Below are 17,910 nucleotides of genomic sequence, written 5' to 3' on the forward strand. Positions count from 1 at the left end.
CTCCATGGGAATCGTCATCGAACGGCCAGAAGCACGTCGATTGTGGCATCCAACAGGGCGTCGACCTGCTCCTCACGGTAGCCGCCGCGCTGCATGCGGAATGCCGTGGAACGCACTTGCTCCACCGTGAGCGTCTGCCCATCACGCAGGAACCGCACGATCTTCTCTGCCACATGATCGACTTCGTCGATGCGGTAGCCGAAGGTCAGCGGGCCCGAACGAGCGAAGCGTTTCTTCTTCGGTCGGGCGAGGTGGTCCAGAATCAGCTGCGCCTCACCGCGGGCGCGATCCACCCAGACGCCAGCACCGGCCCGGGCGACCGCCGCGGCGCGCTCCCGCTGCGCGAAAGCGTCCTCGACACGTGCGAGCGCTGCGTCCACATCGGAGATGCGATAGCCACCCTTCACCAGGGGGAAAGACGCCTGTCGTACCCCGGCGGAATCGAGCGGGGCACCCTCGCCGTCAAAGCTGGACTTCGCTCGGCGAAGGAACACGTCCACCGCTGCGCGTTGGTAGCCCTTCTCCCGACCTTCCGTCACAGGAAAGGGCGCCGAAGCCGCACGGCTGTTCGAGTCAGTCATGGTCACGATACCGCCAGAGGAGAAAGGACAGCGTAGAGAGTGAGCGCCGCAACCGCGGACGGCAGGATGCTGTCAAGTCGGTCCAGGAATCCGCCGTGGCCGGGAAGCCAGGAACTCATGTCCTTGATCCCGAGGTCGCGCTTGAGCATCGACTCGCCGAGATCACCGAGCGTCGCGGTGCCGACGAGCACCGCGCCGAAGACGAGCCCGGCCCACCACGGCAGGCCCAGCAGGAACATCGCCAGCAGCACTCCGGCCAGAAGCGAGAAGAACACCGCACCCGCAAAACCTTCCCAGGTCTTCTTCGGGCTGATCTTCGGAGCCATCGGATGCTTGCCGAAGAGCAGGCCGGACGCATAGGCGCCTGTGTCTGCGACGACGACCACCACGATGAACGAGAGAACCCACCATTCGCCGCCGTCCTGCCGCAGCAGGATGAGCGTGATACCCGCGAGGAAAGGAACATAGACCTGGACGAACCCGCTGACGAGCGCGTCGGTGAGCACATCGCCATAGGTGCGGCCGTCACGGGCGATCATCTGCGCCAGCAGACGCCAGATGATCACGAGGGCGATTGCGAAGAACAGCGTGACCCAGGTCAGCCACAGCTCCGCGAAATACGCCGCGAAGACGAGGAGCGCGCCGGCGATCTGCTGCGGGACGACATCGATGCGACGCCCGCCCGCGCGCAGTGCTCGCGACAGCTCGAAGATCGCGAGCTGCGATCCGGCCACCGCGAAGAACAGGAACGCCCACTTGACGAAGATCAACGAGACCAGCAGAAGTCCGCCGATGAGCAGACCGATCAGGGTCGCCAGGATCAGATCGCGACCCGTTCGGGCCTTGATCCGCTCGTTGGCCTGATCCAGCTGATCGCGCGCATGCGACACGTGCGTGCCGATCTCGTCCCGCGCAGCGCGCCACTGCGCATGCAGTGCGTCTTCGCGGGGCGCCTCGTCATCGGGGTGCGTGGACATGTACCGTCACACCTCGAGGAGTTCTGCCTCTTTGCGCTTCAGCGCCTCGTCGATGAGATCAACGTGCTGACGGGTCAGAGCGTCGAGCTCCTTCTCGCCGCGCGCGATCTCGTCTTCACCGAGCTCGCTCTTGAGAGCGTCCAGCTCGTCCTTCGCCTTGCGGCGGATGCCACGGACGTGAACCTTCGCGTCCTCGCCCTTCGACTTCACGAGCTTGACGTACTCCTTGCGACGGTCGGCCGTCAGCTCAGGCATCGTGACGCGGATGAGATTGCCGTCGTTGGTCGGGTTCGCGCCCAGGTTCGGCATGTCGCGGATCGCCTGCTCGACGGCCTTCAGCGCCGACTTGTCGTACGGCGTGATGATGAGCGTGCGCGCCTCCTGGTTGGCCAGCGAAGCCAGCTGACCGATGGGCGTCGGGGTGCCGTAGTAGTCGACGAGGACCTTCTGGAAAAGCTGGGGGTTCGCGCGTCCTGTGCGCACGGTGGCGAAGTCTTCCTTCGCCGCCTCGACTGCGCGGTTCATACGAGCGGTGGTGTCTGCAAGGACGTCCGCGATCACGGTGACTCCTATCGTCAGGATGTTCTGAATAGTCTAGTCGGGCGACCCTGTCGCCCCGGTGTGCGCGCGCGTCGCTCAGGCGGTGACGAGGGTGCCGATCGGCTCCCCCAGCAGCGCGCGCGTGATGTTGCCGGCAGGCTCCATGCCGAACACGCGCATGTTCATGCCGTTGTCCATGCAGAGGCTGAACGCCGTCGAGTCGACGACCTTGAGACCGTTCTGCAGAGCCTCGCGGTAGGTGACGGTGTCGATGCGCGTGGCCGAGGCATCCTTGTTCGGATCGGCCGTGTAGATGGCGTCGACGCCATTCTTGGCGACGAGCACCTCGTGCGCGCTGATCTCCAGCGCACGCTGTGCGGCGACCGTGTCGGTCGAGAAGTACGGCAGACCCGCTCCCGCGCCGAAGATCACGACACGCCCCTTCTCCATGTGGCGCTCCGCGCGCAGCGGGATGTAGGGCTCCGCGACCTGCGTCATGGCGATCGCCGACTGCACGCGGGGCTCTGCACCTGCCTGCTCGAGGAAGTCCTGCAGTGCGAGAGCGTTCATGACGGTGCCCAGCATGCCCATGTAGTCGGCACGACCGCGGTCCATGCCACGCTGGCTGAGCTCAGCACCGCGGAAGAAGTTGCCACCACCGACGACGACGGCGATCTCGACCTGGTCGGTGGCTGCCGCGATCTCGCGGGCGATCTGGCTGACGATGTCGGGGTTCACACCCAGCTGTCCACCGCCGAAAGCCTCACCGGAGAGCTTGAGGACGACGCGGCGCCGCTCTGTGGTCTTCGTCATGGTTGTGTTCCTCTCGTCGCAATAAAAATACCGTGCTGTGCGCACGAAGAAGGGGTTCGGATCAGAAAGATCCGAACCCCTTCGTGTGAGCTACGCGCCGACCTTGAAGCGCGCGAAGTCGGTCACGGTGATACCGGCGTCCTTCGCGACCTGGGCGACAGAGAGCTTGTTGTCCTTGGCGTAGTCCTGCTCGAGGAGCGAGACCTGCTTGACGAACGCTGCGACACGCCCCTCGACGATCTTCGGGAGAGCCGCTTCCGGCTTGCCCTCGTTGCGAGAGATCTCGGTGACGATCTCGCGCTCCTTCTCGATCTCTGCTGCGGGGACATCCTCGCGGCTGAGGTAGGTGGGGTTCGCGAACGAGATGTGCTGCGCGATGCTGCGAGCGGTCTCAGCGTCGTCACCCGAGTAGGCGACGACGACACCGATCTGCGGCGGCAGGTCCTTGCTGGTGCGGTGCAGGTACACCGAGAGGTTGTCACCGGTGACGGTGCGCACGCGACGCAGCTCCACCTTCTCGCCGATGATGGCGGCCTCTTCGGAGATGAGCTGCTCGACGGTCTGGTCGCCCGCGGGAGCGGCCAGAGCGGCCTCGGCCGAGTCGGCCTTGGCAGCGGCGACAGCGTCGGCGACCTTGTCTGCGAGCGCACCGAAGCGCTCGTTCTTCGCGACGAAGTCGGTCTCGCAGGCGAGCTCGATGATCGTCACAGCGCCATCCTGCTCACGAGCAGCGATCAGGCCCTCGCTGGTGGAACGGTCAGCGCGCTTGGCGTTGCCCTTCGCACCCTTGAGGCGCAGGATCTCGACAGCCTTCTGGAGGTCACCTTCCGCCTCTTCGAGAGCGTTCTTGGTGTCAACCATTCCCGTGCCGAGCTGCTCACGCAGAGCCTTGATGTCGGCGATGTTGAAGTTGGCCATGTGTGGTGGCTCCTTGCTTCGTTTCGTTGTGCGTGTGGGTGGGATTACTTGGCGTCAGCGTCCGCTGCGACCTCGGCCTCAGCGGCCGGTGCCTCAGCAGCCTCGGCCGGAGCCTCGGTCGATGCCTGAAGCAGTTCTGCTTCCCACTCAGCGAGCGGCTCAGCGTCGCCGGCCGGGTTGTGCTTCTCCTGAAGGCCCTCAGCGGCAGCGTCAGCGATGATGCGCGTCAGCAGCGAGACCGAGCGGATCGCGTCGTCGTTGCCGGGGATCGGGTACTGGAAGTCGTCCGGGTCGGCGTTCGTGTCGAGGATGCCGATCACGGGGATGCCGAGCTTCTTGGCCTCGTCGATCGCAAGGTGCTCACGCTTCGCGTCGACGACCCACAGAGCCGAAGGGGTCTTCGTGAGGTTGCGGATACCGCCGAGCGACTTGTGCAGCTTGTCGAGCTCGCGCTTCTTGAGCAGCAGCTCCTTCTTGGTGAACGGCGACGACGCGGGGTCGTCGAAGTTCAGCTCTTCGAGCTCCTTCATGCGTGCAAGACGCTTGGAGACCGTCGAGAAGTTGGTGAGGAGGCCACCGAGCCAGCGCTGGTTGACGTAGGGCTGGCCGACGCGCGTCGCCTGCTCTGCGAGAACTTCCTGCGCCTGCTTCTTGGTGCCGACGAAGAGGATCGTGCCACCGTGGGCGACGGTCTCCTTGACGAAGTCGTACGCCTTGTCGATGTAGCCGAGCGACTGCTGCAGGTCGATGATGTGGATTCCGCTGCGCTCGGTGAGGATGAAGCGCTTGCCCTTCGGGTTCCAGCGACGGGTCTGGTGTCCGAAGTGAACGCCGCTGTCGAGCAGCTGGCGGATGGTAACGACGGCCATGGTCGTTCTCCTTCTCTGTGGCGCAGTGCGCCGTAGGGTTGTCACGTCGATCGGTTGATCGTTCGTCCTGGTGCCCGACGCACTCCCGCCCTGGAAAGGGACCGCTGGGAGGTGATCGCCACGTAAACGCTGTGGGCACGCGTAGTCACCTCGAAGTCGAGATGCGGTGACAAGTGTATCAGTGCGGGGCCTGCTCGCCGCGCACGCGCTTCCTGCACAGTCGCGCGATTCACGGGGTTGCGCACGGGTCGCGCGGATGTGCTCCGCGGGCACCTGCGGGGACGAGAACATCCTCTGCATGCCCTCGCTCGTCCGTCACCATCGTCTGCTGTCCGTCACGCTGCTGGTCACCGTGATCGCGCTCGCGTTCTCCCCGCACGCGACCGCCGCCCCTGCCGATGCGCCACGCGCCCTGGAGGAGTTCGACCGCGACTGGTCCTGGCCGCTCCTCGGAACACGCGTCGTCGTCGAGCCGTTTCGTGCACCTGCGCACGCGTACGGGCCGGGACACCGCGGCATCGACATCGCGCCGAGCACCGATGCCGCCGTGCATGCACCTGCCGACGGGGTCGTTGCGTTTCGCGGCGTCGTCGTCGACCGTGCCGTGCTCACGATCGACCACGGCGACGGACTCGTGTCCTCGTTCGAGCCGGTCCTGAGCGCCGTGAACGCGGGGACGGTGGTCAGCGAAGGCGAGCTGCTGGGAACGATCGACGTCGGCGGTCATGCCGCTGCCGGAACGCTGCACGTGGGTGTGCGCAGTGACGGGGTCTATGTGAATCCGATGCTGCTGTTCGGCGGCGTGCCGCGCGCGATCCTTCTTCCCTGCGGACCAGGAGGATGCTGAGCCTCGGCGGGAGTCCTCAGGCTCGAGGGTGGGCGAGCTTGTAGGCGGCGGCGATGCGCTCCGCGGAGACGTGGGTGTAGATCTGAGTCGTTCCGAGGCTCGCATGGCCGAGCATCTCCTGGACGGCTCGCAGATCGGCGCCTCCGTCGAGCAGGTGCGTGGCCGCCGAGTGACGGAGCGCATGCGGTCCCACGGCGGCGGCACCGATCCGCGGGCCGAGCGTGCGCGCGACCAGCTCGTACACCGCCCGTGGTCCCAGTTCGCCTCCACGCACACCGCGGAAGATCGCCGCGCTGGGACGCGCCGTGCGCGCCAGCAGGGCGGGCCGGCCACGGCGAAGGTAGGCGTCGAGGGCCTCCCGCGCGGGGCGCCCGAAGGGAACGACGCGCTCTTTCCCCCCTTTGCCCAGCACACGGGCGGTCGAACGATCGAGATCGAGGTCGTCGACGTCGAGACCGCAGAGTTCGGACACGCGGATGCCCGAGGCGTAGAGCAGTTCCAGAATCGCGTGGTCGCGCAGCGCGATCGCATCACCCCGGGCTGCGTCTTCCCTCATCTCGGCGAGGAGGTCGTCGAGCGTGTCGGCGGTGGCCACCCGGGGAAGGGTGCGCGGACGTTTCGGCGACACCAGTCGGATACTCGGATCGGCGTCGATCAGTTTCTCGTCATGTGCCCAGGCGAAGAAGGAACGCGCGGTCGCCGAACGACGAGCGAGCGTCGCCCGAGCATCTCCTCGTTGCGTGGCCTGCCAGAGCCAGTCGCGCAGCTCTTCCAGTCCGATCTCCGCGACCGGAAGATCCCCCATCGTCGCGCCCAGGTCGGCGAGATCTGAGCGGTACGCGCGCACGGTCGCCGCTGAAAGACGACGCACCTGAGCGAGGTGGGTCGTGAAGCGAGCGGATGCTTCAGAGAGGCGCACCCTTCCAGGATGCCGTGCCGGCTACACGCGCCGCCACCCGCCCGCGCCACGCTGCACCGTGCCCTCCAGCATCAGAAGCCCGAGCAGTGCCTCCACACGCTCGATCGAGAGTCCCGATCGCCGAGCAAGGTCCAGCGGCTCCCGCGGAGCGCGCGCGCTGAGTGCGTCGCCGAGACGCACAAGCTCCGCATCGTGCGGTCCGCGCGGAGGCACCTGCGCTGCCTCTCCGAGCCCGTGCGACAGTCCCATCAGCTCGACGACATCGTCGACCGAGGTCACACACCGCGCGTCGTACTCACGGAGCAGTCGGTGACAGCCCATCGAGGCCGCACTCGTGATCGATCCCGGCACTGCTCCGAGCGGTCGCCCCAACGAGGCGGCGTGCCCTGCGGTGTTCAACGAACCGCTGCGCGCTCCTGCCTCGACCACCACGGTCGCATGTGCGGCCGCCGCGATCAGCCGGTTGCGCGCGAGAAAGCGCCACTTGGTGGGCGCGGTCCCGCAGGGAACCTCGCTGAGAACGGCACCCGTTCCTGCGACGCTCTGCAGCAGTTGCGCGTGCCCGGCGGGGTACGCACGATCCACTCCACCTGCAAGGAAGGCGACGGTGTCTCCCCCGGCGCGCAGCACTGCCCGATGCGCCGCCCCGTCGATGCCATAGGCGCCGCCGGAAATCACGAGGAAGCCACGATCGGTCAGCCCGCCGGCGAAGTCGGCAGCGACATGCTCGCCGTACGCGGTCGCCGCACGCGCGCCGACAATCGCGACGGCGCCGTGCGCACGCCCAAGCGCGCCAGCGTCCCCCCGCACCCACAGCACGTGCGGGGCGTGACCGTCGAGGTCATCAAGCCCCGCCGGCCAGGCGGCATCTCCCGGCAGCAGCAGCTGCGCCCGGCATCGCAACGCCGCGTCCATGGCCGCGCGGATCAGCGCAGTGTCCCACCGCGGGAGCCAGCGCTTCCGGCCATCTCGCACGGCGCGATGGTGTTCTTCTTCCGCGTCTCCGCCGAAAGCCAGTTGCAACGCCTCCAGCGGTCCGCACTGCGCGACCAGTGCTCCCGCAGTGCCGTCACCGGGCTCGGTGAGGACGCCCCAGGCCACGCGTGCGATGACGTCGTCGAGCGGACGATCGGGGCGCAGCGCGGCGGCCGCTCTCCGAACATCGTCGTCTTGCAGGACCGCCTGCGGCGCGGGTGTCATAGAACGAGTCCCTTCTTGAGAAAGAGCGCGCGACCGACATGTTCGATCGCCGGCATCGTTTCGCCGTCGAGGTCGGCGAGCGTCCACGCCAGACGCAGAACGCGGTCGTACCCGCGCAGTGTGAGCGAACCACGCTGAAGCGCCAGGTCCAGCGCCGCCCGGGTGTCACGCTCGAGTCGGTACTCCCCTTGACGGAGCCACGATCCGGGGATCTCCGCATTCAGACGCCAGGGAGTCCCTGCCCACCGTTCACGCGCTCGGGAGCGGGCGAGCCGAACACGATCCTGCGCCTCCGCCGTGCTCACCAGCCCCTGGCCGAGCGCCGGCGCATGGATCGAGGTCACCCGCGTCACGTGCACCGCGATGTCGAGGCGGTCGCGGAGCGGACCGGAGAGCCGAGCGGCATACCTCCGGATCGCAGACGGCGGACAGATGCACTCTTCCCCCGCGACGCCGTAGAGACCGCAGGGACAGGGGTTTGTTGCGAGGATCAACTGAAAGCGGGCAGGAAAGGCCGCGATGAAACCCGCTCTGTGGATCTCGATCGTGCCCGATTCCAAGGGTTGACGCAGCGCATCCAGTGCCACACCGGAGAACTCCGCCGCCTCATCGAGGAACAGAATCCCCCTGTGCGCCCGCACGATCGCGCCGGGCCGGGCCTGGCGGGTGCCGCCGCCGACGAGCGCGGCAAGAGATGCGCCGTGGTGCGGCGCGACGAAGGGTGCCTCTCGCCCCAGCGCCTGAATCGGCTCACCCGCGAGCGAACGCACGGCCGCCACCTCGAGAGCCTCCTCCTCATCGAGCGCCGGCAGAATTCCGGGCAGGCGGCGCGCCAGCATCGTCTTACCGGCGCCCGGCGGGCCACTCAGCAGCATGTTGTGACCGCCGGCTGCCGCGACCAGCAGCGCCGACACCGCTTCAGGCTGACCGACGACCTCACTCAGATCGGGTGGCGCCGCCGCAGGGGCGGGCATCTCGGCAAGGCGGATCGGCTCGACATCCGGGACGTCGACCTCCGCGCCGTGAAAGGCCGCAACCTCGCCGAGGCATCCGTACCCGCGCACGTCGATCCCCGTCACCAGCTCGGCTTCGCGCAAGTTCGCGTGCGGCACGATCACGCGCCCGAATCCGGCCTCCCGCGCCGCGCGCACGGCAGGCAGAACACCGGACACCGGACGGAGGCGCCCATCCAAGCCCAGCTCGCCGATGTGCACCGTACGAGCGATGGAAGCCGCATCCATCGCGCCCTCGGTCGACAACGCGGCGACCGCGATCGCGAGATCGAACGCGGAACCGTGCTTGGGCAGACTCGCGGGCGACAGGTTGACCGTGAGTCGCCGATGCGGAAGCTCGATCCCACTGTTCTTGCACGCGTTGTGGACGCGACTGACCGCCTCGCTCAGTGCGCGATCAGCGAGACCCACCAGCGAGAATCCGGGCGTCTGATTGGAGAGGTCGGCCTCGACCTCGACGAGGTGCCCTGCGATGCCAGAGAAAGCGACCGCCCAGGTGCGGGCCGTGGTCATCGAAGATCCTCGAGATGCTCGATCGTTCCGCGTGCAGGGTCCGCGCCGATGATCCCGATCACGCCCAGTCGCAACGGGCGGGCACCACCGCCCGGGTTCGTCCCCGCCCAGGCATAGGCGAGACGCCACATCCGCTCCCGTTTGCGTGCGTCGATCGCGTCGAAGGGGTGACCGAAGGCGATGCTCGTCCGCGTCTTGACCTCGACGAAGCTGACGACACCATCGCGCGTCGCGATGATGTCGATCTCGCCCTGCGCGCACCGCCAATTGCGCTCGACGATGCGGTACCCACGCGCCGTCAGGTAGGAGGCTGCGCGGTCTTCTCCGGCGCGTCCCAAGTCGTCTTTCCGTGCCATGCCACCATGCTCGCGGGGCGGCGCAGAGCAGAAACCGGCGAAAGCGGGAATGCCGGAGAATCCAGATTCACGCTCGGATGTGCAGAACTCGCGTCAGCGGTTCACTCTCCGTCGAGTGACAGCTCCTGCGGAAGCTCGAACTCGCGGCGCGAGAGCTCCTCGACGTTGACGTCCTTGAACGTCAGCACACGCACCGACTTCACGAATCGATCGGCGCGGTAGATGTCCCACACCCAGACATCGGTCATCGCGACTTCGAAGTAGAAGTCGTGCTCGGTGTCGCGGCGCACGACGTTGACCTCGTTCGCGAGGTAGAAGCGACGCTCGGTCTCGATCACGTACTGGAACTGGGAAACGACGTCGCGGTACTCGCGGTACAGCGCGAGCTCCAGCTCGCGGTCGTAGTCGTCGAAAGCTTCGTCATCCATGGTTCTTCCATCCTAGAAGACCTTTGCAGGCAGCGGAGGCCGCCGCCAGGCAGGTCAGAAAAGCGTCGGGGCGTCAGCAATCGCCCAGGAGGCCCGGTGATACGGGCTCAATCCACCGGCGCGGATCGCATCCCGGTGCTCTTGACTCGCGTACCCCTTGTTGCGGTCCCATTGATACGCCGGATGCTGCGCATGCAGCTCCTGCATGAGAGTGTCCCGGGCGACCTTCGCGATCACCGAGGCAGAAGACACCGACGCGCAGTCGCGGTCACCCTTGACGATGGAGCGCACCGTGAGCCGTTCGGGGTGCACGGCGGAGACATAGTCATGGTTGCCGTCGAGGATGATGAGCGTCGTGCTCAGGTCGACCCCTGACGCACTCACTGCGAGAATCGCACGTGACGCAGCGAGCCCGAGCGCGCGCATGATGCCGACCTGATCGATCTCAGCCGCCGAAGACCAGCCGATGCCACTCCCCTGCACCCACGCCTCCGCACGTGCGGCGACGTCAGGGCGACGCTTCTCCGTGACGAGCTTCGAGTCGCGCAGTCCCTCGGGCACCCGGTGACGTGCGCCCGCAGCATCCATCAGCGCAGCACCCACGGCAACCGGTCCTGCCAGGGCACCGCGCCCCACCTCATCGAGCGCGATGATCGTCGTGTACTCGCGGAGCAGCCGACGCTCAAGCGTCAGCGTGGGGCTGACCACGGCCATCATTCCGGATCCTGCACGCCGTTGAAGACGGAGTGATGTCCGTCGATGCCGCCGATGCGCTCGAACGGCCACGTGATGATGAAGGCGCGTCCGACCACGTTCGGCAGGGGGACGAAGCCCTCCGTGGGCTGCTCCTGGTGGAACCGGGAGTCCTGCGAGCGGTCACGATTGTCGCCGAGCACCCACACCGCATCATCCGGCACGGTGACGTCGAAGTCGACGTTCGAGGCCGCGGTGTCGCCGGGGGGCAGCTTCAGGTAGGCGGACTCGTCGATCGGCGACCCGTTCACGGTGATCTGCCCCAGCGCGTTGCAGCAGACCACGTGATCACCGGGGAGACCGATGACCCGCTTGACGAGATGGTCATGAGAATCCGGCGCGGCGATTCCCACGAGAGCGAGCAGCCACTCCCCTGCCTCCACGAGCGGCGGGCGCGGCGGAACCTGCGGCGCCGGCGGCAGCCATCCGCCCGGATCCTTGAACACGACGACGTCGCCGCGCTCGTACCCGGTCCAGCGAGGGGTGAGCTCATCGACGAGGATGCGATCCTTCACGAGGAGGGTGTCCTCCATCGAGCTCGACGGAATGAAGAAACTGCGCACGACGAACGTCTTGACCAGGAACGACACCAGCACGGCGATCACGACGATCACCAGGATGTCCCGGAGGAAGACGAGCCACCCTCGATGCGAGGCCTTCCGGCGGAGTCTGCTCCTGGTGGCGGCATTCTCGTGTGTCATCGACGTCCTTCACGGGGAAAACTGCCGTCCGCACGACGACACCTCCCAGGTTCGCATATCTTCCCGAAAACACAGCACCCCGAGACATCGTGTCCCGGGGTGCTGAAAGAGTCTGCGACTTAGCGGTCGCGCTTCTCCTTGATCTTGGCCTTCTTGCCACGGAGGTTGCGCAGGTAGTAGAGCTTCGCGCGACGAACGTCACCGCGGGTGACGACCTCGATGTGGTCGATCACCGGGCTGTGCACGGGGAACATACGCTCCACGCCCACCTGGAAGCTGATCTTGCGGACCGTGAAGGTCTCGCGGACGCCATCGCCCTGGCGGCCGATGACAACACCCTGGAACACCTGGATACGCGAACGCGAACCTTCGGTGATGTTCACGTGCACCTTGACGGTGTCGCCGGGGAAGAACTCGGGAATGTCGGAACGGAGCGAAGCCGCGTCAACGACGTCGAGGATCTGCATGATCGTCTCTCTCTGCACTCGCCACAGGTCGGATGCATGGGTAAGGATTGGTACGTGGAGTGTGCTGTACGGCGCAAGTGCGTCCGCGGGCTCCCCTGAGGCAGAGCCGGGTCACGGCACAAACAACCATTCTGCCACGAATCATCAGACCGCACCAAAACGGTGCTTCCCTCAGGCTACGGCGATGGCCGAGAGGGGTTCTGCGGGTCCTCCCGCACCTCGGTGATCACGTACACATCGTGACTCTGCGCGCGGTTGCCCGTCGGCGCCGGGCGCTCGCCTGCGGGGGACCCGAAGGGCGCCTGCGATCCGGATGGAGGCACCCAGGCGGTCTCCGTGATGACGACGCTCCCGCGACCGCGGGCTTCGTTCCACAGCTGCGCGAGAGAAGACCAGAACAGGGCGATGAAGACGACGATCGCGCCCGCCAACGCCCATCCGAACCAGCCCTGCGGGAAGCATCCGACCGCGATGACGAGCGCATGCCACACCGCAAAACCGAGCACGTCGAGCCAGGACACCGCGCGCTCTGCGCGCACCGAAGGGCGCGCACGAACGAGAAGCGTCAGCACGATCTGCCCGATGAGCACCGACGGCACCGCCATCAGCAGCACCCAGACGAATGCCCAGCCGCCAGCCTGGAAGATTCCCCAGCCGATGAAGAGCCACAGCGGCAGCACCGCGGCCGCCGGGAACAGCCAGCGGAAGAACGCCTTTCGCAACCACATACCGTGATGCTACGACGCCGAAGCGCCCATCAGGCAGGAGTTCGCTGTGAGCATCCTTCGAGCGCGCATCAGGGAGAATAGAAGAGACGAGAGGAATCCCCCTGATGATCGAACTGCGCACCCCTGCCGAGATCGAAGAGATGCGTGCGGCCGGACGCTTCGTGGCCGAGACTTTGGCCACCCTGCGCGACGAAACCAAGGTGGGCACGAATCTTCTCGCCATCGACCGCCGTGCGCACGAGATGATCCGCAAGGCGGGCGCAGAGTCCTGCTACATCGATTACCACCCTTCCTTCGGCGCAAGCCCCTTCGGCAAGGTCATCTGCACCTCCGTGAACGACGCCGTCCTGCACGGACTCCCCCACGACTACACGCTGCGCGACGGTGATCTCGTCACTCTGGACTTCGCGGTCTCCGTCGATGGCTGGGTCTCCGACTCCGCCGTGTCCTTCATCGTCGGCACGCCGCGCGACGAGGATCTGCGCCTGATCGACACGACCGAGCGCGCACTGGATGCGGCAATCGCCGCCGCCACGGTCGGAAACCGCATCGGCGACATCTCGGCGGCGATCGCGGAGATCTCCCACGGTGAGGGCTACTCGATCAACACCGACTTCGGCGGACATGGCGTGGGCCGCACCATGCACGGCGACCCGCACGTCGCCAACGACGGCCGCGCCGGACGCGGTTTCCCGCTGCGCGCCGGCCTCGTCCTCGCGCTCGAGCCCTGGCTGCTTGCGACGACCAACGAGCTGTTCACCGACCCGGATGGCTGGACCCTGCGCAGTGTCGACGGGTCACGAGGCTCGCACTCCGAGCACACCATCGCGATCACCGATGACGGACCGATCATCCTGACGGATCGTTCGTTCCTCGGGGTCAAGTAGCAGACGCTGCGGGCTCGGCCTGCGCGCGTCAGTCTGCGAGCAGGTCGGGGCGACGTCGCCGCGTGCGTTCGAGTTGCTGTTCCGCGCGCCATTTCGCGATCGCGGCATGGTTGCCGCTCAGGAGGATCGGCGGCACCTCGCGTTCACGCCAGCTCGACGGCTTCGTGTACGAGGGGTACTCCAGGAGTCCGTCCTCATGAGACTCCTCGACAAGGCTCTCCGGGTTTCCGACGACCCCGGGCACAAGGCGTCCGATCGCCTCGATCATCGCCATCGACGCGACCTCTCCGCCGTTGAGGACATAGTCGCCAAGGCTGATCAGACGCACTTCGCCGATCGTGTCGGCGTACTCGAAGACGCGCTCGTCGATGCCTTCATAGCGGCCGCAGCCGAAGATGAGATGCGAGCGCGTGGAGAGATCGCGCGCCGTCGCCTGGGTGAAGACCTCACCGGCCGGCGACGGGAAGATGATCGTCGGTCGCGGCGCGGCCGCATCCGCCTCTGTCGAGACCAGCTGGTCGAGCGCAAGCCCCCACGGCTCGGGCTTCATGACCATGCCTGCACCACCGCCATAGGGCGTGTCGTCGACCGTACGATGCCGGTCGAACGTCCAATCGCGAAGATCGTGTACGTGCATGTCGAGAAGGCCCGACTCCCGGGCCTTGCCGAGCAGCGAGAGCGCGAGTCCGTCGAAGTACGACGGGAAGATTGAGACGACGTCGATGTGCATCGGGGCTCCTGGTATCAGTCGGAGTCGCCGGATGCCTCAGCTGCGGCGCTCGCGTCAGGGGTGTCGTCCGCCTCGGGAAGCTCTTCGAAGAGTCCGGGCGGGGGCGTCACGATCACGCGGCCAGCCGCAAGGTCGACGGTCGGAACGATCGCGGTGACGAACGGCACCATGATCTCGTTCTCGCCGACACGCACGATCAGCAGATCCTGTGCGGGGAAGTGATCGACGCGCGCCACGCGCCCGATGACGACATCATCGCGAACGACGTCGAGACCGACGAGCTGGTGGTCATACCACGCGTCGTCCTCCGCCTGCTCGGTGGCGTCGTCCTGGTCGATCCACAGGATCGCCTTGACGAGCTCTTCCGCGGCTGTGCGGTCGTCGATGCCCTCAAGGAAGACGACGGGGTTGCCGTTCATGAGGCGGTACTCGCGAACGGTGATCGTCTTTCCGTGCCACGGAGATGCCTCGGGCACCTGCAACGTGAACTCCGCCCCGGGGACGAATCGGCCCGCGGGATCATCGGTGTACAGCTCGAGCTTCAGGGCGCCCTTGAGCCCATGCGCTTTGACAAGACGACCCACGCGCAGCTGGTTCTTGCCCCCTGCGCGTTCCTGTGCGGCCATCAGTCGTCCGCTACATCGATGCGCACGCGACGCCCGTCGGCCAGGGCCGTCAGCAGCGTGCGCAGTGCCTTTGCGGTGCGGCCGCCGCGCCCGATCACACGCCCACGGTCATCGGGGTGCACGCGCACCTCGAGAAGGTCGCCGCGAGGCGACGTGGAAGCGGTGATGTGAACGTCATCCGGGTGATCGACGATCCCCTTGACGACGTGTTCGAGCGCGGCAGCCAGCACAGCGGATTACTCTGCGTCTGCGGCGGGAGCCTCAGCGGCCTCCGCGTCGACGGGAGCCTCGGCCTCAGCCGGGGCTTCCTTCTTCTCAGCCTTGGGCTTGATGACCGACTTCTTGGCGGCGTCTGCCGTGAACTCAGCCTTGGCCTCTGCGACCTGAAGGGTGGACTTTGCGTCCTTGTCACCCTTGAACTTGCCCCAGTCGCCCGTGATCTTGAGGATCGCGGTGACCTGCTCGGTCGGCTGCGCGCCCACCGACAGCCAGTACTGTGCACGCTCCGAGTCGACCTCGATGAACGAGGGCTGCTCGGTGGGGTGGTACTTGCCGATCTCCTCGATCACGCGACCGTCGCGCTTGGTGCGCGAGTCGGCGACGACGATGCGGTAGTACGGCGCACGGATCTTGCCCATGCGCTTGAGACGAATCTTGACAGCCACGATTCTCCTGAATGTGTGAAAGAGATGTTGAACCGATCGCCTGGAGAGTGGGGTGCACACCCGGCGGAAGCTCTGAGGAGGATGGACATGCTGGATAGAGGGTCGAGCATGCCGTCCGACCCTCTATTCTGCCATGTTCGGCGGCGTCTCGCGAAACGCGGCGCGCGGCGGCATTCCGCGCAGACACTCTGCGCACACAACCACGCGTGCCAGACTGTGCACGTGACGATCCCGTTCGCAGAATCCGCGCGCTCGACTGTTGGCATCGAGTGGGAGATCATGCTCGCCGATCCGATGACCGGAGACCTCGTCGACCGAGCCCCTCAGCTTTTGACGGCGCTCGAGGAGCAGAGTGCGGACGCGCGCCATACCGTGACCGGCGAGCTCCTCACGAACACGATCGAGGTGACCAGCGGCGTCGGAGAGACCGTCGCCCAGGCGGTGGGCGATATCGCCGCAGCGATCGCGGAGGTTCGCGCGGCCACCGAGCCCGCCGGCATCGCCCTGCTTTCCGCGGGAAGTCATCCCTTTGCGCAATGGTACGACCAGCGTGTGACCGACAAGACGCGCTATCACACGCTGATCGAGCGCACCCAGTGGTGGGGGCGCAACATGATGATCTGGGGTATCCATGTCCACGTCGGCGTGGAGGACAAGCGCAAGGTGATCCCGCTGATCAACGCACTCAGCACCTACCTGCCCCATCTGCAGGCACTCTCGGCGTCGAGCCCGTTCTGGGCGGGCGAGCGCACCGGATATGCGTCGAATCGCGCACTCGTCTTCCAGCAGCTGCCGACGGCCGGTCTCCCCTGGCCGTTGCGCACCTGGGAGGACTTCGAGTCCTACCTCGATGACATGCAGCGGACGGGTGTCATGGCCGACGCCACGGAAGTCCGCTGGGACATCCGTCCGGCGCCGCGCTGGGGCACGATCGAGGTGCGCGCGTGCGACGGGATGTCGACGCTCCATGAGCTCGCCGCAGTCGCCGCCCTCGTGCAGGTCCTCGTCGAGCACCTGTCCCGTCAGCTGGACGACGGCCACACGCTGGAGGTGCTGCCACCCTGGTTCCACCGTGAGAACAAGTGGCGGGCGGCCCGCTACGGGCTCGACGCGACGGCGATCATCGCCGCGGACGGCACACAGCGCCCGGTCCGCGAGCACCTCGGCGCACTCGTCAGCGAACTCGCGCCGATCGCAGACGATCTCGGGTGCGGCGCCGAACTCGCATCGATCCGCACGATTCTCCAGGACGGCGCGAGCTACGCGCGCCAGCTGGCTGTGGCGGACGCCACGGGCGATCTGCGCACTGTCGTGCAGCATCTCATCGACGAGTTCCGTTCGGACCGACTGATCGGCGGCTGACTCAGCCCTCCTCCGACAGCCGTCGCGCCAGCCCTTCGTCCAGGACGACGTCGGTCACCAGATCCGCGGCGATCGCAGCCCGCAGGCTCGCAAGCTTAGGAAGCCCTGCGACGACGCACACTCGCCGGGGCACGCGACGCAGCCGACCGAGATCCGGTCCGGTCGCGCGAGCGTTCAGGCGGATGCCCTGCCAACTGCCGTCCGCACGGAAGAACACGGTCGCGAGATCGCCGATCGCTCGGTCCTCCCGAAGACTGCGGTAGTCCTCCTTGCCCAGATATCCGCCCATGTAGACGTGGCTGGGCACTTCCGCCTCCGGAGACCCGAGGCCGAAGATCGCCACGTCCATCTGGGAGTGCAGCTGCAGCACGCGGCGCGTGCTGCGCTCCCGCCACATCGCCTCTCGCGTCGCGGGATCGTCGAAGAAGGCAGGCACCGGGAACTGCTGAACCTGCGCGCCGAAGGCGCTTCCGAACCGCTGCAGGATGTCACTCGCGTACTCGACGCCGCTCGTCTGCGGGTTGGCCGCGCCGTTGAGCTGCACGACCGTGGTGTTGTGCGTCTCCTTGTGCGTGAGCCCGCGGCTGACGGCACTCAGAGTGGAACCCCAGGCGACTCCCACGACCATGTTCGAATCGATGAACTGCGACACCAGCCGCCCCGCGGTCAGTGCCACGCGCTCCAGCCGCTCCACCTCGCTCACGATCTCCGGCATGGGCACGACGTGCGCGGCGATCCGGTAGCGGTCGCGCAGACGCTGCTCGAGCATGTCGACCCGCTCGACCGGAGAGTTGATGCGGATGTCGACCAGGCCGCTCTCGCGCGCGAAGCTGAGCAGTCGCGACACCGAGGATCGAGACGTGCCGAGCTCTCGGGCGATTGATTCCATCGTCCGATCCTGCAGGTAGTAGAGCTGCGCCGCGGTGAGCGCGGCGATCAGCTTCTGGTCCCTCGGCGGGCTGTCAGTCGCGGGCATCGCATCCTCCTCACGGCGATCCTTGCACATTCGTGCAATGA

Annotated in this window: 23 protein-coding genes; 3 read left to right on the plus strand and 20 right to left on the minus strand. The window is 66.7% G+C overall.

The features are described from left to right. Positions 1–14 precede the first annotated feature (14 nt). The 6 genes from JOD62_RS00820 to rpsB all read right to left on the minus strand — a co-directional run bounded on the left by JOD62_RS00820 (position 15) and on the right by rpsB (position 4,698). Positions 15–581: a DivIVA domain-containing protein gene (locus tag JOD62_RS00820; protein WP_204937448.1), complete on the minus strand. Its 567-nt coding sequence runs from the start codon at positions 579–581 to the stop codon at positions 15–17. A gap of 2 nt (positions 582–583) precedes the next feature. After that, positions 584–1,558 (minus strand): phosphatidate cytidylyltransferase, encoded by a 975-nt coding sequence (locus tag JOD62_RS00825; protein ID WP_204937449.1) that lies wholly within the window; start codon positions 1,556–1,558, stop codon positions 584–586. 6 nt (positions 1,559–1,564) lie between these two features. Next, positions 1,565–2,119, minus strand: a complete 555-nt coding sequence (gene frr, locus JOD62_RS00830) for a ribosome recycling factor (RefSeq protein ID WP_204937450.1) — start codon at positions 2,117–2,119, stop codon at positions 1,565–1,567. Between the two features lie 75 nt (positions 2,120–2,194). After that, a complete protein-coding gene (gene pyrH, locus JOD62_RS00835; RefSeq protein ID WP_204937451.1) occupies positions 2,195–2,911 on the minus strand; it encodes a UMP kinase in 717 nt (238 codons plus the stop codon). Between the two features lie 90 nt (positions 2,912–3,001). Further along, positions 3,002–3,829 (minus strand): translation elongation factor Ts, encoded by an 828-nt coding sequence (tsf, locus tag JOD62_RS00840; protein ID WP_204937452.1) that lies wholly within the window; start codon positions 3,827–3,829, stop codon positions 3,002–3,004. A gap of 44 nt (positions 3,830–3,873) precedes the next feature. Beyond that, the gene (gene rpsB / locus JOD62_RS00845) at positions 3,874–4,698 is read right to left on the minus strand and encodes a 30S ribosomal protein S2 (protein WP_204937453.1); all 825 of its coding nucleotides are present in this window, start codon (positions 4,696–4,698) and stop codon (positions 3,874–3,876) included. Between the two features lie 298 nt (positions 4,699–4,996). On the opposite strand from rpsB, the gene JOD62_RS00850 reads away from it, so the two are divergent. Beyond that, the gene (locus tag JOD62_RS00850) at positions 4,997–5,545 is read left to right on the plus strand and encodes a murein hydrolase activator EnvC family protein (protein ID WP_204937454.1); all 549 of its coding nucleotides are present in this window, start codon (positions 4,997–4,999) and stop codon (positions 5,543–5,545) included. A 16-nt stretch (positions 5,546–5,561) separates the two neighbouring features. Here JOD62_RS00850 and JOD62_RS00855 read toward each other — a convergent pair whose 3' ends face one another. The 9 genes from JOD62_RS00855 to JOD62_RS00895 all read right to left on the minus strand — a co-directional run bounded on the left by JOD62_RS00855 (position 5,562) and on the right by JOD62_RS00895 (position 12,623). After that, positions 5,562–6,464, minus strand: a complete 903-nt coding sequence (locus JOD62_RS00855; RefSeq protein WP_204937455.1) for a tyrosine recombinase — start codon at positions 6,462–6,464, stop codon at positions 5,562–5,564. 21 nt (positions 6,465–6,485) lie between these two features. Further along, positions 6,486–7,664: a DNA-processing protein DprA gene (gene dprA, locus JOD62_RS00860; RefSeq protein WP_204937456.1), complete on the minus strand. Its 1,179-nt coding sequence runs from the start codon at positions 7,662–7,664 to the stop codon at positions 6,486–6,488. After that, the gene (locus tag JOD62_RS00865; protein WP_204937457.1) at positions 7,661–9,190 is read right to left on the minus strand and encodes a YifB family Mg chelatase-like AAA ATPase; all 1,530 of its coding nucleotides are present in this window, start codon (positions 9,188–9,190) and stop codon (positions 7,661–7,663) included. Before JOD62_RS00865 ends, dprA begins: the two co-directional genes overlap by 4 nt. After that, positions 9,187–9,546 (minus strand): YraN family protein, encoded by a 360-nt coding sequence (locus JOD62_RS00870; protein WP_204937458.1) that lies wholly within the window; start codon positions 9,544–9,546, stop codon positions 9,187–9,189. The genes JOD62_RS00865 and JOD62_RS00870 overlap by 4 nt, the downstream gene beginning before the upstream one ends. Positions 9,547–9,647: 101 nt before the next feature. After that, positions 9,648–9,974 carry a DUF2469 family protein gene (locus JOD62_RS00875; protein ID WP_204937459.1) on the minus strand — a complete coding sequence of 109 codons (327 nt, stop codon included), beginning with the start codon at positions 9,972–9,974 and terminating at the stop codon, positions 9,648–9,650. 54 nt (positions 9,975–10,028) lie between these two features. Further along, positions 10,029–10,688: a ribonuclease HII gene (locus JOD62_RS00880; protein ID WP_204940003.1), complete on the minus strand. Its 660-nt coding sequence runs from the start codon at positions 10,686–10,688 to the stop codon at positions 10,029–10,031. Further along, positions 10,688–11,428 carry a signal peptidase I gene (lepB, locus tag JOD62_RS00885; protein WP_204937460.1) on the minus strand — a complete coding sequence of 247 codons (741 nt, stop codon included), beginning with the start codon at positions 11,426–11,428 and terminating at the stop codon, positions 10,688–10,690. The genes JOD62_RS00880 and lepB overlap by 1 nt, the downstream gene beginning before the upstream one ends. Positions 11,429–11,547: 119 nt before the next feature. Continuing rightward, a complete protein-coding gene (rplS, locus tag JOD62_RS00890; RefSeq protein ID WP_204937461.1) occupies positions 11,548–11,895 on the minus strand; it encodes a 50S ribosomal protein L19 in 348 nt (115 codons plus the stop codon). Positions 11,896–12,071: 176 nt separating this feature from the next. Next, positions 12,072–12,623: an MFS transporter permease gene (locus tag JOD62_RS00895; RefSeq protein ID WP_204937462.1), complete on the minus strand. Its 552-nt coding sequence runs from the start codon at positions 12,621–12,623 to the stop codon at positions 12,072–12,074. 104 nt (positions 12,624–12,727) lie between these two features. On the opposite strand from JOD62_RS00895, the gene map reads away from it, so the two are divergent. After that, complete coding sequence (map, locus tag JOD62_RS00900; RefSeq protein WP_204937463.1) at positions 12,728–13,510, plus strand: type I methionyl aminopeptidase; 783 nt, start codon at positions 12,728–12,730, stop codon at positions 13,508–13,510. Positions 13,511–13,538: 28 nt separating this feature from the next. Here map and trmD read toward each other — a convergent pair whose 3' ends face one another. The 4 genes from trmD to rpsP are packed head-to-tail and all read right to left on the minus strand — an operon-like array spanning position 13,539 to position 15,531. Continuing rightward, complete coding sequence (trmD, locus tag JOD62_RS00905; RefSeq protein ID WP_204937464.1) at positions 13,539–14,240, minus strand: tRNA (guanosine(37)-N1)-methyltransferase TrmD; 702 nt, start codon at positions 14,238–14,240, stop codon at positions 13,539–13,541. Positions 14,241–14,254: 14 nt separating this feature from the next. Continuing rightward, positions 14,255–14,866 carry a ribosome maturation factor RimM gene (gene rimM, locus JOD62_RS00910; RefSeq protein WP_204937465.1) on the minus strand — a complete coding sequence of 204 codons (612 nt, stop codon included), beginning with the start codon at positions 14,864–14,866 and terminating at the stop codon, positions 14,255–14,257. Continuing rightward, the gene (locus JOD62_RS00915) at positions 14,866–15,096 is read right to left on the minus strand and encodes an RNA-binding protein (RefSeq protein ID WP_204937466.1); all 231 of its coding nucleotides are present in this window, start codon (positions 15,094–15,096) and stop codon (positions 14,866–14,868) included. The genes rimM and JOD62_RS00915 overlap by 1 nt, the downstream gene beginning before the upstream one ends. Positions 15,097–15,102: 6 nt before the next feature. After that, positions 15,103–15,531 carry a 30S ribosomal protein S16 gene (rpsP, locus tag JOD62_RS00920; RefSeq protein ID WP_204937467.1) on the minus strand — a complete coding sequence of 143 codons (429 nt, stop codon included), beginning with the start codon at positions 15,529–15,531 and terminating at the stop codon, positions 15,103–15,105. 222 nt (positions 15,532–15,753) lie between these two features. Between rpsP and JOD62_RS00925 the strand changes: the two genes are divergently transcribed. Then, complete coding sequence (locus JOD62_RS00925) at positions 15,754–16,893, plus strand: glutamate--cysteine ligase (protein WP_204937468.1); 1,140 nt, start codon at positions 15,754–15,756, stop codon at positions 16,891–16,893. A gap of 1 nt (position 16,894) precedes the next feature. Here the strand turns inward: JOD62_RS00925 and JOD62_RS00930 are convergent, their stop codons facing one another. Then, positions 16,895–17,869 carry a sugar-binding transcriptional regulator gene (locus JOD62_RS00930; RefSeq protein ID WP_204937469.1) on the minus strand — a complete coding sequence of 325 codons (975 nt, stop codon included), beginning with the start codon at positions 17,867–17,869 and terminating at the stop codon, positions 16,895–16,897. Positions 17,870–17,910: the final 41 nt, after the last annotated feature.

The organism is Microbacterium keratanolyticum, from assembly GCF_016907255.1.
Taxonomy (GTDB): domain Bacteria; phylum Actinomycetota; class Actinomycetes; order Actinomycetales; family Microbacteriaceae; genus Microbacterium; species Microbacterium keratanolyticum.